Source organism: Sulfurimicrobium lacus (genome assembly GCF_011764585.1).
In the GTDB taxonomy this organism is placed as follows: domain Bacteria; phylum Pseudomonadota; class Gammaproteobacteria; order Burkholderiales; family Sulfuricellaceae; genus Sulfurimicrobium; species Sulfurimicrobium lacus.
In genome coordinates, this window is the sequence record NZ_AP022853.1 from 1,700,466 (window position 1) to 1,716,383 (window position 15,918).

Genomic DNA, 15,918 nt, shown 5'->3' on the forward strand with positions numbered 1-15,918 from the left:
CGCTGACCGAAAAGCTTGTCGAAGCAGCAGCGTAAGCAGATATTCAGGGAGGAAATACCATGCCCAAGAAAACTGTGACTTATCGCGCGGATATCATCCAGGCCATGAGCCTCGGCGCGGGCGGTGCGACGTTGGGCCCGGACGACCCTGATTATTCCTGGCGGTTTCTGGCCGAGGGGGATTCGTGGTTTACCATCGGCGCCATCCCATCCTCGAGCCTGTTGTACGAGCTGCGCTTGAAGAAGCGGGCGATCGTCCTGAACCTGGGCTATCCCGGCGATACCATCGCCAACATGTCCCAGCTGTCGGCCAACACCGAGCTTACTCGTCGGCTGGTCCATCCCAACTGGGCATCCGATTGGGACGCCATACTGCTCAGCGGCGGCGGCAACGATCTCATCGACCGAGCCGCCGACATCATCCTTTCCACCCCCGGCGGCACGAGCGCGGCAGACTATGTCGACACCGCACAGTTGGCGGCTTTCGGTAAAGACATCCAGGCGGGCTACCGGAGGATCGTCGCGCTCAGGGATTCCGCCGCGAGTCCGAACCAGGGCAAGCCGATCGTCGTCCATACCTACGACTACCCGACCCCGCGCCCCGCGCCGGCCACTTTCCTGATCGTGCCGATCACCAAGCCGTGGATGCACCCGGTGTTCGAAGCGCACCAAGTACCCAAGTCGCTGCGGATCGGGGTCGCCGAGCTATTGCTGGACGCCCTGGCCGAGGCCCTGCTGGAACTCGAACACGAACTGCCGGCGTTCCACGTGGTGGACACCCGAAACTCGCTGCAGCGGGCCGACATCGACGCCAGGGGCAACAGCGGCGACTGGCTGAACGAGATACACCCCAACGGCGACGGCTATCGCAAGATTGCCGTTCAGTTGGGTGCAAGGATCGACGAAGTGTTGCAGGCCTGAGGACTGTTCGCCACCCGCATCAACCGGAGGGTTCGTCAAATGACAGCGCAAACCGAAGCCGATTCCATACCGCCAGAGCAAGACAAGGCCGAATTCGAACGGGTCCTGCAGGATGAGCTGAATCTCCTGGGTGAACTGCGGGACGGCGAGCCGGGTGCGGAGCGGGGTGCCCCAGCCGATTCGGTCTACCAGCGCGCGCGTGCAATGAACCTCGCGGGGCTGGCCTTTTCCGGGGGCGGCATACGCAGCGCGACGTTCAATCTCGGCGTCATCCAGGCCCTCTCCCGCTTCGGCTTGCTATCGAAATTCGACTACCTCTCTACCGTGTCAGGCGGCGGTTACATCGGCGGCTGGCTTTCGGCCTTGTTGCATCGCAAGGCGGCAAAGACCGAGGGCGAGGTCAGGACGGTCAGCGAGACGACCGTCGAGGCGTTCCAGGCCTGCCTGAAGACCCACCCGGACGATGACTGCATGTGCGGGCAGACCGACAAGACCGTCGGCTTCTCCCCGGTGGAAGACCTCTCGGTGCGCTATTTGCGCTGCTATAGCAACTACCTGTCGCCCAAGCTGGGCCTGTCGGGCGACATGCTGGCGGCGGCCTCGATCTTTCTGCGCAACTTCACCCTGATCCAGCTCTCCCTCATCAGCCTGGTGGCGACCGTTTTGCTCTTCGCCCATGCAGTGGCCGTGGGCTCCGATGTGTTCATAAAAGACGCGCCGTGGGTCGCTGCCATGCTCGAAAAGAGCGCCGCGTTCCTCGGTGTGGATTTGCCGCATGGGCTTGGCGCTTTGCTGGGTTCGGCCTGGCCATTCGTCGGCGGTGCGCTGGCGCTGATGTTCTCGGTCTGGTCGGCGGGCAGGCTTTTGGCGGAGCGCGGGCAGCATTACGACAAACCCGCGAGCGCCAGCCGGGCGGTAAGCGTCCGCGTCGTCCTGCCCTGCCTGGTGGCCGCATGGTGGCTTTCGGCGGCCGCAGTGGTTCGCACCAGCGAAATGCCCCTCGGCGCAGGGGGCGGAATCGGCGCGGCCTGGCCGTGGTTGCTGGCCGGCGCCGCGGGGTATCTTCTTGCCTGGTGCCTGGGTTATATCGCATCGCGGCCCGGGAAACGCGAGTCTGGTGTGGATGATGCAGACGGCGCGAATTGCGAGCACGCCTCGTGCGCTGTCCTCGCGATCGCCGCCGCGGTGGCCGGGGCCCTGCTGGGGCTGTTGCTGTTCGCGGCAGCCTGTTACGTCAAGAAATTCGCCGGCGTTGCGCCGATCGACATCTGGCACGCCGTTGCTTTCGGGCCGCCGCTGTTTCTCCTCGGACTGTCGTTTGTCGTCACGGTGCATATCGGTGCGGCCCGCCGTTCGTTCAGCGAGGATGAAAGGGAATGGTTCGCGCGGCTGGGCGGTTTTGTCCTGTTGAGTGCCGTTGGCTGGGCGCTGCTTTTTGCCCTGATTCTGTATGCGGCGCCCTTCGTGAACTGGCTCGCCGGCGGCGGGCTGGCTGCCTTGGGCGCCTGGGCCGGCGGGTCGGGGGTCGGCGCCTGGTTTGCCCGCAGTCCTGCTACCAGCGGTACGCCGGGCGGCAGCCCGTGGAAGGAGGCCGTCACGAAAATCGCGCCCTGGCTGTTCGTGGCCGGGCTGGTGGTGATCGTGGCCGATTTGACCCACGTCGCCTTGATGAAATTCCTGACTTGGGACGGTTATGTCCCGCCGCCGGTTGCGGACTTTGGCATTGCCGCCGCGAGCGCCCTGCATCAGTTGCACCAGCTGCCCCTGGACGGAACGATCTCGGTCTTGCTTGTGGTGGGAATCCTGTTCGGGTTGATCACCTGGCGCCTGGACATCAATCTGTTTTCCCTGCATGCCCTCTACTGCAACCGCCTCGCGCGCGCCTACCTAGGCGCGTCGCGTGCCAGTCAGCGAAAAGCGAACCCGTTCACGGGTTTCGATACCGCCGACGATCTGCCCTTCAGCGAACTCGCCCGTCAGCGGCCGATTCCCATCCTCAACACGGCCATCAACATGACCGGCGGCGACGACCTGGCCTGGCAGACGCGCCGGGCGGCGTCCTTTGCTTTCACGCCGTGCTGGTCCGGTTACGAGACACGCAGCAGCCAGGGCAAGCAGCTCGGCAAGTACCGCCCCACCGGGCAGTACGCCGGCGACCGAAACCTCGGTACCCTGATGGCGGTCTCGGGCGCTGCCGCCAGCCCCAACATGGGTTATCACACCTCGGCAGCCGTCGCTGCCCTGATGACCGCCTTCAACCTGAGGCTCGGCCGCTGGTGCGGCAATCCCGACCCGGATGTCGATCCGGAGGTGTGGAAGGAGGTCAGCCCGGCGTTCGCCGCGAAGCCCATCTTCGCGGAACTCACCGGTTCAGCCACGGCCCGTGCCGACTGGGTCAACCTGACCGATGGCGGCCACTTCGAGAATCTGGGCGTGTACGAACTCGTCCGCCGGCGCTGCCGGCTCATCGTCGTGACCGACGCCGGTTGCGACCCGGACTACGAATTCGAAGACCTGGCGAACCTGCTGCGCAAATGCTGGACCGATCTGGGTGTGAACATCCGTTTCGACGAGTTCGAGCCCATGCACCTCCAGGCGAACAGCCGATACTGCGGCGCACACGGCGCGGTCGGCCGCATCCAGTATTACGACGGCGCCCCCGACGGCGCGCTCATTTATCTCAAGAGTTCCCTGATGGGCGACGAGTGGCCGGATATCCGCCAATACGCCGACACCCACGAGGCCTTTCCGCATGAGGCCACGGCGGACCAGTTCTTCGACGAGAACCAGTTCGAGGCCTACCGGCACCTGGGCTACAAGGTTGTGGCCAAGATGAATCGGGCGTTGAAGGCAATCTTCGGCAAGGAACTTCAGGAACTCTCGATTGACGAGTGGGTGACGAAAGTAGTACCGATGAAGTAGTGGTGCGGCCTTCCGGACTTTTGCCTTGAACTGATGACACCTGACGTTTTTCAAGTTGATTGCAGCGAGTTCCGCTACTATTGGAGCTAAGCCCAAATTCGCGCCGCCGAAGGGGTGGGCGTTCCATGAATAATCCGTTTATTCATCTCGACAAGGAAAATTTGCATGAAAAAAATAGGCACTTTGATCGCTGCAATGTCCCTAGGGTTCACGCTAGGTGCTCATGCGGCGGAGCCAACAACTGCTGTGGCGGAAACCAAGGAAGTAAAGACGCCTTCCGGGATCGTAATCACCACATTGAAAGAGGGAACCGGTGATAGTCCGAAATCAACGGATACGGTCAAGGTTCATTATCGGGGAACACTTACCGACGGGAAGGAGTTCGACAGCTCCTACAAAAGAGGCCAGCCGGCCCGTTTCCCCCTGAACCGGGTTATTCCCTGCTGGACCGAAGGCGTTCAAACGATGAAAGTCGGCGGCAAGGCAAAACTGGCTTGTCCCAGCAATCTGGCCTACGGCCCTCGCGGTGTCCCCGGAACCATACCCCCCGATGCCCCGCTGGTTTTTGAAGTCGAGTTGCTCGAAATCGTGAGGTAGTCAGTCCGGGTATGCCATTACGCCCAATTCGCCAGGATTAACGGCGCTTCGATCCGTTCATAGTGGCGGCTATTGTTTGTGACCAGTACTGACCCGGCAGATAACGAGTGAGCAGCGATCATCATGTCCAGTTCGCCGATCGGTTGTCCTGTGCTGACAAGTTGATGGCGAATCTCGGCATACCAGTCTGCTGCCTCGGCATCCCAAGGCAGGATGCGGACAATTTTAAGGAACTGGCGCACCGCCAGGTGCAGTCTATGATCGGCAGGCAGGCGTTTCAAACCGTATAGCAATTCGGCCCGCGTCATCACCGAGATGCAAACCATTGACGGCACGAGTGCCGCCAGTTTGGCTTCTATTGCGGGAGACTTCCCCTTGATAATGTAGCTTGCCGTGTCAGTATCCAGCATGTGCAACATTATCGATTCGCCTTGCCGTGAGGAATCTCGTCATCAAAGATGCCAGATTCTTGAGGCAACGCATTCATCGGACGTTCGGACATGAAGTCTGCTGGAACATCAATTTCATGCAGCAACTCAAAAAACGCGTTCCAAGTCTTGGCGCCAGGCCGATTCGAAAGAACAACATCCCCTGTTGCATCGTCTCGAGTGACATACACCTCATTACCTTCAAAGCGGAATTCAATCGGAAGGCGAACCGCCTGACTGGCCCCGTTCTTGAATAGTTTCGCAATGCGTGTCTCTATCATCATGACGCTCCCGGTAGTGTCGAGTAGTATATGCTGCAATATATACTTTTTGCCGGGTAGTGTCTAATTCCCCTCAGCAAATAATGAATGGCGATAATCCTGCCTGCTTAAACTAAATGGCGTAAATAGCTGACGAATGGATTTCATTTGCTGACCGTAAACGATTAGCACGACCGGTTACTGGAATATACGGATGGTTATTCCCGGCAGGTTGTAATAGATTGGAAAAACTTCTGTGCGTCGCCATCGATGGTGATTTTATGAATGGGCGGCGTTGATTCGCCCGGGTTTACTGACTGGCTTGGACTAGCTGCAAGATATTTACCCTCATAGGAGCCAACGATATGAGCAAGACAACTACCCGATCAAACAACCCGGATTTCGCCAGCCTGGTTCCCAACGTAACCTTCACCCGCCGCGCTTTCGTCATTACTATGCTGGGCGCGGGTTTCGCGCTCGCCACCCAGCCGGTCATGGCCGAGACCGTTATCAAGACCAGCGCCGAGGGCCTCGTCGCGGGAGAAATCAAGGTTCCCGTCAGCGACGGCGAAATGGTCGCTTATCGGGCTCAACCTGACAAAGGCGACAATTTTTCAGTCATCCTGGTGGTTTCCGAGATATTCGGCGTCCACGAGCATATCGCCGATATTTGCCGGCGCCTGGCCAAACTCGGCTATATGGCCATCGCTCCGGAACTGTTCGCGCGCTACGGCGACCCGCGCAAGATCAGCGGCATTCAGGACATCCTCGCCAACATCGTCTCCAAAGTGCCGGACGCCCAGGTCATGAGCGACCTCGATGCCTGCGAAGCATGGGCAAAGGACCATGGCGGGGATATGCATCGCCTTGCCATAACCGGCTTCTGCTGGGGTGGACGCATCACCTGGCTCTACGCCGCCCACAACCCGAACCTCAAGGCTGCCGTGGCCTGGTACGGCCGGCTTGGCGGAGTGGTAAGCGAGCTTACGCCGAGACAACCGCTCGACCTGGCCGCGCAACTGAAAGCGCCGGTACTCGGGCTATATGGCGGCCAGGATCAGGGCATACCGCTGGACGATGTGGAAGCCATGCGTGCCGCCATCAGGAAGGCCGGCGGAAAGTCGGAGATTCATGTCTATCCTGACGCGCCCCACGCCTTCAATGCCGATTATCGGCCCAGCTACCGCAAGGACGCCGCGGAAGACGGATGGAAACGCATGCAGGCGTGGCTGAAAAAGAACGGGATGTGATTCCTCCACACCCATTATTTTTCCTCGGACTCTCCATATTTCAGCTGGCTACGCCTGTAGCTGCTTGTCCACAATCTCGAACACGTCACGCGACAGGCCAGCATGGTTGCGCAGACTTTCCAGGGCGGCACTCGCATGTGCCTGGCGGCCGGCATCGAATTTTCTCCATCGGTCGAAACAGCGGGCGATCCGGGACGCGACCTGCGGATTGACGGCATCCAGCTTAAGTGTCTGCTCGGCAAGGAAGCGGTAACCGCTGCCGTCGGCAGCATGAAAATGCACGTGGTTGCTGCCGAAAGCGCGCAGCAGCGCATAGACCTTGTTCGGGTTGCGCAAGTCGAACGCGGGATGCTCGACCAGCCGCCTGACCTCGTTCAGAACACTGGCGCGACGACTGGTGGCCTGGACCTGTAGCCACTTGTCGACAACCAGCGCCTCGCCTTGCCAGCGTTGATAGAACGCATCCAGTGCCTGCTGTCGTTCCTCGCCTGCGCTCTGCGCCAGGACCGAAAGACTGGCGAACTGGTCGGTCATGTTGTCGGTGCTATCGAACTGTTGCAGCGCCAGCACACGGCTGGACGGGCTGTCCGCTTCGCACAGATACCCCAGGCAGACGTTGCGCAGGGCACGGCGGCCGACATCGACCAGGTCGGGGCTGTAGCCATCCGTCGGCGCAAGACGCGCGTAGCAAGCCCGGAATTCCGCGCCGAGCTGCTCCGCGAGGAAGCGGCGCAAGCCGTTGCGCGCTGCGTGCAGGGCACCGGGGTCGACCACCTCGAGTTGTTCGGCCAGCGTCGCTTCGCCCGGCAACGACAGGGCTTCGGCGGCAAAGGCGGGGTCGGTGTCCGCATCGGCCAGCACCCGGGCCGCCGCCTGGGCGAAGCTGACTGGCCAGGTCGGCGTGCCGCCCGCGCCGAGGGCGGCGGTCGCGGCGATGATCAGGCGATTGGCCAGGCGCTGCCCCGCTTCCCAGCGGTTGAACGGATCGCTGTCATGCGCCATGAGGTGCGCGAGCTCCGCGTCGCTGTAGGCGTAATCGAGCACGACGGGGGCCGAGTAGTCGCGCAATAGCGAGGGTACGGGGTCGACCGGGACATCCTCGAAGACGAATTCCTGCGTTTCGCCGCGCAGCGACAACACGATCTGGCTGACGGGCGCGCCGGAATCGTCTCCGGCCAGACACAGGGGCAGGTCCTGCCCGTCCGGTCCGACCAGGCCGACGGCAACCGGGATATGGTAGAGCTGCTTGGCTGGCTGGCCGGGCGTGGCGGCACAGGACTGGCGCAGGCTCAGGATGTAACGGCGATTGGCGGCATCGTAGCGGCCGGTTGCGGCAACGTGCGGCGTGCCGGCCTGCTCGTACCAGCGCATGAACTGGCCGAAATCGGCGCCTGAGGCATCGGCCATGGCGGCGACGAAATCGTCGCAGGTCACCGCCTGGCCATCGTGGCGGGCGAAGTACAAGTCCATCCCGCGGCGGAAGGCATCTTTGCCGATCAGGGTCCGGATCATGCGCACCACCTCGGCGCCTTTCTGATACACGGTGGCGGTATAGAAGTTGTTGATTTCGATATACGATGCCGGCCGCACCGGGTGCGCCATCGGGCCGCTGTCCTCGGGGAACTGGGCGGCGCGCAGGCCGCGCACCTCGCGGATGCGGGCCACCGAACGATGATGCACGTCGGCGCCGAATTCCTGGTCGCGAAAGACCGTCAGTCCTTCCTTGAGCGAGAGCTGGAACCAGTCGCGGCAGGTCACGCGGTTGCCGGTCCAGTTGTGGAAATACTCGTGCGCCACCACCCGGTCGATGTTCTCGTAATCGACATCGGTGGCCACATCCTGCCGTGCCAGTACGTACTTGGTGTTGAAGATATTCAGCCCCTTGTTCTCCATCGCCCCCATGTTGAAGTCGCCGACGGCGACGATCATGTAATGATCGAGATCGCATTCCAGGCCGAAGGTCTGCTCATCCCAGTGCATCGACTTCTTGAGGGCGGCCATGGCGTGCGCGCACTGGTCGAGCTTGCCCGGCTCGACGAAGATCGCCAGCTGGACCTCGCGCCCGGACGCGGTCCGATAGGCGTCGCGCAGCACGTCGAGCCTGGCGGCGACCATGGCGAACAGGTAGCAGGGCTTGGGGAAGGGGTCCTGCCACTTCGCCCAGTGCCGCCCGCCCGCCTCGTCGCCTCTGGCGATGGGATTGCCGTTGGCAAGCAACTGCGGGAACGCCGCCTTGTCGGCATGCAGCGTAACGGTATAGCGCGACATCACATCCGGACGATCCGGAAACCAGGTGATGCGGCGGAAGCCCTGCGCCTCGCACTGGGTGAAATAGCCGTCCGCCGAGCGGTAGAGCCCGGACAGGCGGGTATTGCTATCAGGGTGGATGCGCGTCACCGTTTCCAGGCGGAAGGCGTCCGGCACGTCGGCCAGAGTCAGATGGCCGGCGCCCAGGCGGTAACGCTCGGGCGCCATGGGCACGCCGTCGAGGCTCATGGAGATCAGCTCCAGTTCCTCGCCATCGAGGACCAGCGGGGCATTGGGCGTCTTCGCCGCCGGGTTGCGACGCACCGACAGCTGCGCCGTCACCAGTGTTTCGCCCTTCTGGAAATTGACGTCGAGATCGACCGTGTCGATCAGGAAACTGGGTGGCGCGTAGTCGGCCAGGTTAATGGTTTGCGGGGTATCTTGAGTCATGGGGGCAGTTAGGTTGAAAAAATCGTAGTGTGACAGAAAAAGGGTGTGGATTTCCGGGCGAGCGCGGAGGGAAGCGCATCATTGCTTTGTGTCGTCGGCCTTGCCCGGCTCCCGACCCACGAGTGCATGCACCTCCAGTTTCAGCGCCCTCAGGGAGAGGTTGATATCCACCACGAGGAGGACGAGCGAAGCGATGAGGCAGCTCATGCAGGTGATGAACAGCCCGGTGACCAGCAACGGCGTCTCAAGCTGCAGGCCGGTGCTTGCGAAGAGGACTACGATCAGCAGCGCCGCCATCAGCACGCTGACAGTTGCCAAGGCGATCGAGACGCGGATGATGCCGGCGCGTTTCAGGAGGATCGGGAGCTGCCCCAGAATGGTTTCCCGGTATTCCGGGGCGGAGCTCCGGAGTTCGCGAGTGAGCTGCCGGGTGCGGTCAACGACCCGACCGAACCTGTTCGTCATCGACAGCAGCAGAAGGCCGATGCCCGAGATCAGGATGACGGGTCCGATGGCGAGCTGGATGGTGGGGATGATGTCCTGGAGGAGCATGGTTTTATCCCTGGGTTCAGACGGACATTATGCACTTATGTGGGGTGGCGAGAAGCGGGGAGGCTCGGCGATTATTTGTGGATAAGCTGCTTGGGCGCTTGCGCTTCTGCTTAGTGCCATCTGCAGCCATTCGTGAACAAGCTGCAGACCTTATGTCATTGGAAGCCATAGCTGGCAGGGATGAAGCGTGTTATCTTTTTACATCACCACTTAATTAATATTTTTGGATGCGATAACCTTTTTAGAAAAACATGACAACCCAGAACGAACAAGCTAAAGATATTACGACTACCAATGAAATAGTCGACGAAACTATAGAGGATGAGGACAAGTCTAGTACAGATCTTGCGCTCAAACCTTGGGATCCGAAAGACATTCGTATCACCACCAAGACCTTCACTATTCGAGAAATCTACACTCAAATAACGAGCGAGGATATGGAGCTTGATCTTGCTCCCGATTTTCAACGATCCTTTGTGTGGGGGGACAAACAACAGGTGCGACTAATCGAGTCGATCCTCCTTGGTATCCCACTCCCGGCCTTTTACTTTAACCAGGACAAGTTCGGTGCACATCAGGTGATCGATGGTGTACAGAGACTCACCACCATTAAACTATTTATGTCTGACATGCTGGTACTGAAAACAGAGTATCTGGAGTATCTCTCGCCACTTGGAGGGCAAACATTCTCCACGCTTGACCCAGCCACAAAACGCCGTTTTTCTGGCACTCAAATCGTGGCCCATGTGATTGAGCCTCAGACCCCAGATGAGGTGAAATACGATATCTTTAACAGAGTCAATACTGGGGGAAGTCCGCTTGTTGCACAGGAGATCCGTCACTGTATGAGCAAAACTGGGTCACGCGAGTTCTTACGCAGCCTTGTGGAGAGTCCAAGCTTTGATCAAGTCATGGGTAAGACTTTCTGGAGAACTGACCCATCGGGCGTATTGGTTCGAGACAATAAGCGGATGTCTGACCGGGAAATGGCACTGCGTTTCTGTACCTTTTACACTGTTTCAGTGGAGGATTACTCACGCGCCCCTAGTCTTGATGCGTTTCTTTTGCAGTTTACCCGGCTGATCGATCAACAATCTGACCAGCCTTCTCCTAATTTAGATCTGAGTAAGTTAAGAACCACATTTGAACAGGCGATGCAGAATTGCCACGCCATACTAGGGCGTGGAGCTTTCCGTCGCTGGCCACTTAATTATGGCCGACGCGGCCCTTTGAATAGAGCCATTTTTGAATCACAAGCTATAGCGTTGGCGGACTACTCGCTTGCAGACTTGCTTCCTCACAAAGATGCTATCCAGAAGGCATTTCGTTTCTTATTTGATTTACCCGAATACGACAATTCCGTTCGCTTTGGTACCGGTTCCTACCTTAACGTTGAGCGACGCCTTTCTATGCCTCGTAAAGCACTAGCTAATATTCTCTTATGATCAACGAACTCCTAATACATGGCTTCAAGAGGTTTGTTAAACAAAGATTTTCAATGTCGCCGCTGACGGTTCTTGCTGGTATGAATGGAGCGGGCAAAACTTCTGTAGTGCATGCTCTGCTTCTGATGCGGGAAGCGTCTCGCCGGAATGATAATGTCGTTGAATTAAATGGACCATTCCAATTGGATCTAGGTACGTTTGGAGATATACAGAATTGGGATGCACCTGAATCGGTTCGATTTGAACTGACTGACCAAGGTAATGCTGTACACATTTGGGAATTGGGTGGAAAGCAGACTGCGCTGTATGCGAACGTCAATGTTAGGCCTCAGCTGCCACCGCCAGCCTTTACTGAGGGTATTAGAACGTTCCAATATCTCTCAGCGGAACGTTTTGGTCCACGCAGCATTCTCGGTTCCGCGGCCTTGCCATTCGATGTATTGGAAGTGGGAAGCCGAGGGGAATTTAGTGCCCAACTCTTGTACGCGCTTGATAGCTATCCCATAGATGAGTTGCGTCGTTGCCCCGGAGCAGGAACTGACGATGCAGCGCTACTAAAATTTGAAACTGAACGGTGGCTGTCTAAGATCGCTAAGGCGGTGCAAATCGACGCTGAGACGCTTGCGGGCACAGCGGTTACTGCATTGCGCTTTCGAACACCAGGAGGGGATTGGGTGCGCCCCCCAAATATGGGCTTTGGAGTAACCTATGCGCTTCCCGTTATACTAGCAGGACTGACCGCAGCGAAAGGTGGGCTCCTCATTGTGGAGAACCCAGAAGCGCATTTGCATCCCTCCGGGCAGTCACAGATGGGATACTTCCTCGCGGCTATAGCAGCATCTGGTGTCCAAGTGCTAGTCGAAACCCACTCTGATCATGTCCTCAACGGAATTCGGCGTGCTATCGGTGAACACTGCATTTTGCCTGCTTCACAGGCTACCGTTCATTTCTTCGATGATACGGGCTCTGTTCCCTTGGCCTTTACCGAAACTGGTGGCATTGCTTCTTGGCCCCCCGGTTTCTTCGATCAGTTTCAGTTGGATGTCGCCGCGCTTACCCGCGTGAGGCGTCGGCGCTAAGCAATGCGGTTCGTTATTGATGAAACTAGCTGGCGCTTTGATGGGCTTGAAACTGATCAATGTATTGAGTTCCTTGAATCGATGTTGGATCAGCTTGATATCGCACTCGACCAAGGGCACTCGACTTGTTACTCTGACGAGCTCTTCAATACTATCGTCTATCAAGACAAGTGCTTTTATGACCTCTATGCTTCTGACTCTCCGTTGTATATTTCTAGAGATATACAAGAACGGATTGCAAGCATTTTTTACGGGCTCTCGAAATGGCAGGATATATCATCAGATTGGCCATCATCTTTTGAAATTCAAGTTGATGGCGAACCTAAGGAAGTAGCTGCGTCTGTAGCATGGGCCCACGTGCAGTCATTTCAAAACCCACCCCACCACATCGCTTGTGTGGTTTTCTCCGGTGGTCGTCGATCTGGTCGTTTTGATGTAACCGTTGATATGAAAAAAATCCCCATTTGGTTTGTTGCGGGAAGCCAAAGCTATGTCGATTTTTTCCGCTGGCTCATCGTAGAAAAAACCAAGAATCCTGCTGAAATGGAGGAATTTGCGCCCTCAGCTTTCCCTGCTCTAGATTTTGTTGGTGGAGCATTCAATGGCATCAAAAATATGAGCAAACCATACCTAGAACTCGTGGGGCCACTGGTACGTCACTTGGGAGCTATGTCCGATCACGGAAAGCGCATCTTTCTGGGCCCACGGACCCAGGTTGCTGCGGAGTTTGGAGCGCTTGGAGTGGATGTTTCAGATGAAAATGGAAAAACAAAAGGGAATAGCGAAGCTCGTAAGGAACGGACTATTGAGATTGATGGTAGGGAGATTGTCTTCTGGTGGCATAGCAAACTAGAACGTCACTTAGATCGAATCCATTTTAATCCAGACAAGATAGCCAGCGGTTGACGACTGCTTATCGGAAAGTTTTGCCTTCACTTGAAAACTTGAGGGTGATTTCAAACACATTTTTCTTCCGCAACCCGCAATCCATCGCGCCGAGCACCTCGACCTGATTCCCTTCTGCCTCGCGCCAAACAAGCGAACGAGCGCCGATCAGGCGAAAACGCCCGCGCCGGTTGTGATATCGTGGCATTATTCGGCCCGGCGATCTGACGCGACGGGTCCGCGAGCAATCGGTCATCTTCAGTAGAGTTCCCCCGTTTCGCCGTGAGCAAACCCCTTCCCATCGATGCGATCTTGTCCGAGCTGCGCGCCGTGCTTGCCGCCCACTCGGCCGTCGTGCTTGAGGCGCCGCCGGGGGCCGGCAAGACCACCCGGATACCGCTGGCGCTGCTCGACGAGGCGTGGCTTGGCGGGCAGGCCATCGCGATGCTCGAGCCGCGCCGCCTTGCCGCGCGCGGGGCCGCCGTGTTCATGGCCGCCGAGCTGGGCGAGGAGGTGGGCGAACGAATCGGTTACCGGGTGCGCTTCGAAAACCGGGTGTCGAAACGAACCCGCGTCGAGGTGGTGACCGAGGGCATCCTCACGCGCCGTCTGCAGCACGACCCGGAACTCGTCGGCGTGGGGCTGGTGATCTTCGACGAGTTCCACGAGCGCAATCTCCATAGCGACCTCGCCCTCGCGCTGTGCCGCGACGCACAGAGCGGTCTGCGCGAGGACCTGAAAATCCTGGTGATGTCGGCGACCCTCGACGGCGCGCGCATCGCCGCGCTGCTTGGCGCCCCGCTGGTGCGCAGCGAGGGGCGCAGCTACCCGGTCGAGGTGCGCTATCGGGCGGGCGGCGGCGCCGCGTTCCAGCCCGGAGAGATCGCGCAGGCCATGGCGCGGGCGGTGGCGGACGCTGCCGAAGAAGCGCGCGGAGATATCCTCGCCTTCCTCCCCGGTTCCGGCGAGATCCGCCGCGTGGAGGCGCTGCTCGCCGAGCGGGCGGCCCTTCCCGGCGCGCCCCTGGTCCATCCGCTCTACGGCGACCTGTCGTTCGAGCGCCAGCAGGCGGCCATTGCGCCCGATCCGCAGGGGCGGCGCAAGGTCATTCTCGCCACGCCCATCGCCGAGACCTCGCTCACCATCGAGGGCATTGCTACCGTGATCGACAGCGGCTGGCAGCGGGTGCCGCGTTTCGACCCGCCGAGCGGGCTGACCCGCCTGGAGACGGTGCGCGTCTCGCGCGCCTCGGCCGATCAGCGGGCAGGTCGCGCCGGGCGTCTCGGGCCGGGCGTTTGTCTGCGGCTATGGAACGAAGACATCCAGCGCGGGCTGGTCGCCTTCAACGCCCCGGAGATCCTCGAAGCCGACCTCTCCCCCCTGGCGCTCGAACTGGCCCGGTGGGGGGTGAACGATGTCGCCACGCTGACCTGGCTCGACCCGCCGCCCGCCGCCGCCCTGGCACAGGGGCGCGAGCTGCTGCAACAGCTCGACGCCCTGGACGGCGCCGGCCGCATCACCGCGCTGGGGCGGGAGATGGCGGGGCTGCCGCTCCATCCGCGCCTCGCCCACATGCTGCTGCGCGGCCGGGAAATGGGGCTCGGCACCATCGCCTGCGACGTGGCCGCGGTGGCGTCGGAGCGCGATCCGATGCGTGCCCTCGAAGGCGAGCGCCGCTGCGATTTCGCGCTGCGGGCGGAGGCCCTGCGTGCCCACCGCAGTCTCGGCAACGCAGGCGCGCGCCGTTTCGCTGCCGATCCCAACGCTTGTGCCGCCGCCGAGCGCGCCGCGCGCCAGTGGCGGCACCTGCTGGGGGTGGCGGCGGACGACGGCGAGGTGGACGAGGCGGTGGTCGGCCTGCTGCTCGCCCTGGCTTACCCGGATCGCATCGCCCAGCGCCGCCGCGAGGGCGAGGGGCGCTACCTGCTCGCCAACGGGCGCGGCGCCCGGTTGCTGCCGGGCTGTGCCGGCGGCGCGCCGCTGCTGGTGGCCGCCAGCCTCGACGGCAAGGGCGACGAGGGGCGCATCTTTCTCGCCGCCGCGCTCGACGCGGACGATCTCGCGCGGCATTTTGGCGACAAAACGGCGTGGCAGCCGGTCGTGCGTTGGGACCGCCTGTCGCAGGCGGTGCTGGCGCGGGAGGAACGCCGCCTCGGCGCCCTGGTTCTGGCGCAGCGGCCGCTGCCGCCGGGTTTCGCCGCGGCGGAAATGGTGCAGGCGATGGTCGACGGCGTGCGGGATATGGGCCTCGAAAGCCTGCCCTGGGACGAGGAGGCGCGCCAACTCCAGGCGCGCATCGCCTCTCTGCGGCAATGGCAGCCCGACGCCGGCTGGCCCGATCTCTCCGACGCGGCCCTGCTCGCCTCGCTGGAAGACTGGCTTGCGCCCTATCTCGACGGCCTCGCCCGGCGCGACCATCTTGCCCGCCTCGACCTGACCGAGATTCTCAAGGCACGTCTCGACTGGGACCGGTTGCAGCAACTCGAATCCCTCGCCCCGACCCATATCGCAGTGCCGAGCGGTTCGCGCAAGCGGCTGGAATATTTTCCCGACGGCGCGCCTCCGGTGCTGGCGGTAAAACTCCAGGAACTGTTCGGCCTTGCGCAGAGCCCCGCCGTGGCCGACGGCAAGGTCGCGCTGATGCTCCACCTGCTCTCGCCGGCACAGCGCCCGATCCAGGTCACGCGCGACCTGAAGAACTTTTGGGACAACACCTACCCCGAGGTGAAGAAGGAACTCAAAGGACGTTATCCCAAGCACCCCTGGCCCGACGACCCGTGGAACGCCGCACCGACGGCGAGGGCAAAGCCGCGCTCATGAAGCGGAAGGCGATGAACGAGCAAAGTATGCAGCCGTGATTCGCGAAAAACCTCTAAACTGATG

At 60.4% G+C, this 15,918-nt stretch carries 12 protein-coding genes; 8 read left to right on the forward strand and 4 right to left on the reverse strand.

The window, feature by feature from the left end; all coding sequences use genetic code 11:
• The first annotated feature begins 59 nt into the window (after window positions 1-59).
• The 3 genes from SKTS_RS08420 (at window position 60) to SKTS_RS08430 (ending at window position 4,439) form a co-directional block, all read left to right on the forward strand.
• Window positions 60-920, forward strand: a complete 861-nt coding sequence (locus tag SKTS_RS08420; RefSeq protein WP_173063179.1) for an SGNH/GDSL hydrolase family protein — start codon at window positions 60-62, stop codon at window positions 918-920.
• A 204-nt stretch (window positions 921-1,124) separates the two neighbouring features.
• Window positions 1,125-3,842, forward strand: a complete 2,718-nt coding sequence (locus SKTS_RS18800) for a patatin-like phospholipase family protein (RefSeq protein WP_342343012.1) — start codon at window positions 1,125-1,127, stop codon at window positions 3,840-3,842.
• A gap of 165 nt (window positions 3,843-4,007) precedes the next feature.
• Window positions 4,008-4,439, forward strand: a complete 432-nt coding sequence (locus tag SKTS_RS08430) for an FKBP-type peptidyl-prolyl cis-trans isomerase (protein WP_173063182.1) — start codon at window positions 4,008-4,010, stop codon at window positions 4,437-4,439.
• A 17-nt stretch (window positions 4,440-4,456) separates the two neighbouring features.
• On the opposite strand, the gene SKTS_RS08435 is transcribed toward SKTS_RS08430, so the two are convergent.
• Window positions 4,457-4,858: a type II toxin-antitoxin system VapC family toxin gene (locus SKTS_RS08435; protein WP_173063185.1), complete on the reverse strand. Its 402-nt coding sequence runs from the start codon at window positions 4,856-4,858 to the stop codon at window positions 4,457-4,459.
• Entirely contained in the window at window positions 4,858-5,151 is a 294-nt protein-coding gene (locus SKTS_RS08440) for an antitoxin (protein ID WP_244617479.1), read from the reverse strand. Before SKTS_RS08440 ends, SKTS_RS08435 begins: the two co-directional genes overlap by 1 nt.
• Before the next feature lie 341 nt (window positions 5,152-5,492).
• On the opposite strand from SKTS_RS08440, the gene SKTS_RS08445 reads away from it, so the two are divergent.
• Window positions 5,493-6,377: a dienelactone hydrolase family protein gene (locus SKTS_RS08445; RefSeq protein WP_173063188.1), complete on the forward strand. Its 885-nt coding sequence runs from the start codon at window positions 5,493-5,495 to the stop codon at window positions 6,375-6,377.
• A 48-nt stretch (window positions 6,378-6,425) separates the two neighbouring features.
• Here the strand turns inward: SKTS_RS08445 and pepN are convergent, their stop codons facing one another.
• The gene (gene pepN / locus SKTS_RS08450; protein ID WP_173063191.1) at window positions 6,426-9,074 is read right to left on the reverse strand and encodes an aminopeptidase N; all 2,649 of its coding nucleotides are present in this window, start codon (window positions 9,072-9,074) and stop codon (window positions 6,426-6,428) included.
• 78 nt (window positions 9,075-9,152) lie between these two features.
• The gene (locus tag SKTS_RS08455; protein ID WP_173063194.1) at window positions 9,153-9,626 is read right to left on the reverse strand and encodes a DUF2721 domain-containing protein; all 474 of its coding nucleotides are present in this window, start codon (window positions 9,624-9,626) and stop codon (window positions 9,153-9,155) included.
• 251 nt (window positions 9,627-9,877) lie between these two features.
• On the opposite strand from SKTS_RS08455, the gene SKTS_RS08460 reads away from it, so the two are divergent.
• From SKTS_RS08460 to hrpB, 4 genes are all read left to right on the forward strand, one after another.
• Window positions 9,878-11,071 (forward strand): DUF262 domain-containing protein, encoded by a 1,194-nt coding sequence (locus SKTS_RS08460; protein ID WP_173063197.1) that lies wholly within the window; start codon window positions 9,878-9,880, stop codon window positions 11,069-11,071.
• The gene (locus SKTS_RS08465) at window positions 11,068-12,150 is read left to right on the forward strand and encodes an AAA family ATPase (RefSeq protein ID WP_173063200.1); all 1,083 of its coding nucleotides are present in this window, start codon (window positions 11,068-11,070) and stop codon (window positions 12,148-12,150) included. Before SKTS_RS08460 ends, SKTS_RS08465 begins: the two co-directional genes overlap by 4 nt.
• A gap of 3 nt (window positions 12,151-12,153) precedes the next feature.
• Entirely contained in the window at window positions 12,154-13,056 is a 903-nt protein-coding gene (locus SKTS_RS08470) for a hypothetical protein (RefSeq protein WP_173063203.1), read from the forward strand.
• 261 nt (window positions 13,057-13,317) lie between these two features.
• On the forward strand, window positions 13,318-15,855 hold the full coding sequence (gene hrpB, locus SKTS_RS08475; RefSeq protein WP_173063206.1) for an ATP-dependent helicase HrpB: 2,538 nt from the start codon (window positions 13,318-13,320) through the stop codon (window positions 15,853-15,855).
• The last annotated feature ends 63 nt before the right edge of the window (window positions 15,856-15,918 follow it).

Excerpts from the sequence above, each read along its gene's own strand:
- SKTS_RS08420 (WP_173063179.1), top strand. The coding sequence starts at position 60 with ATGCCCAAGAAAACTGTGACTTATCGCGCGGATATCATCCAGGCCATG.
- SKTS_RS18800 (WP_342343012.1), top strand. The coding sequence starts at position 1,125 with ATGAACCTCGCGGGGCTGGCCTTTTCCGGGGGCGGCATACGCAGCGCG.
- SKTS_RS08430 (WP_173063182.1), top strand. The coding sequence starts at position 4,008 with ATGAAAAAAATAGGCACTTTGATCGCTGCAATGTCCCTAGGGTTCACG.
- SKTS_RS08435 (WP_173063185.1), bottom strand. The coding sequence starts at position 4,858 with ATGTTGCACATGCTGGATACTGACACGGCAAGCTACATTATCAAGGGG.
- SKTS_RS08440 (WP_244617479.1), bottom strand. The coding sequence starts at position 5,151 with ATGATGATAGAGACACGCATTGCGAAACTATTCAAGAACGGGGCCAGT.
- SKTS_RS08445 (WP_173063188.1), top strand. The coding sequence starts at position 5,493 with ATGAGCAAGACAACTACCCGATCAAACAACCCGGATTTCGCCAGCCTG.
- pepN (WP_173063191.1), bottom strand. The coding sequence starts at position 9,074 with ATGACTCAAGATACCCCGCAAACCATTAACCTGGCCGACTACGCGCCA.
- SKTS_RS08455 (WP_173063194.1), bottom strand. The coding sequence starts at position 9,626 with ATGCTCCTCCAGGACATCATCCCCACCATCCAGCTCGCCATCGGACCC.
- SKTS_RS08460 (WP_173063197.1), top strand. The coding sequence starts at position 9,878 with ATGACAACCCAGAACGAACAAGCTAAAGATATTACGACTACCAATGAA.
- SKTS_RS08465 (WP_173063200.1), top strand. The coding sequence starts at position 11,068 with ATGATCAACGAACTCCTAATACATGGCTTCAAGAGGTTTGTTAAACAA.
- SKTS_RS08470 (WP_173063203.1), top strand. The coding sequence starts at position 12,154 with ATGCGGTTCGTTATTGATGAAACTAGCTGGCGCTTTGATGGGCTTGAA.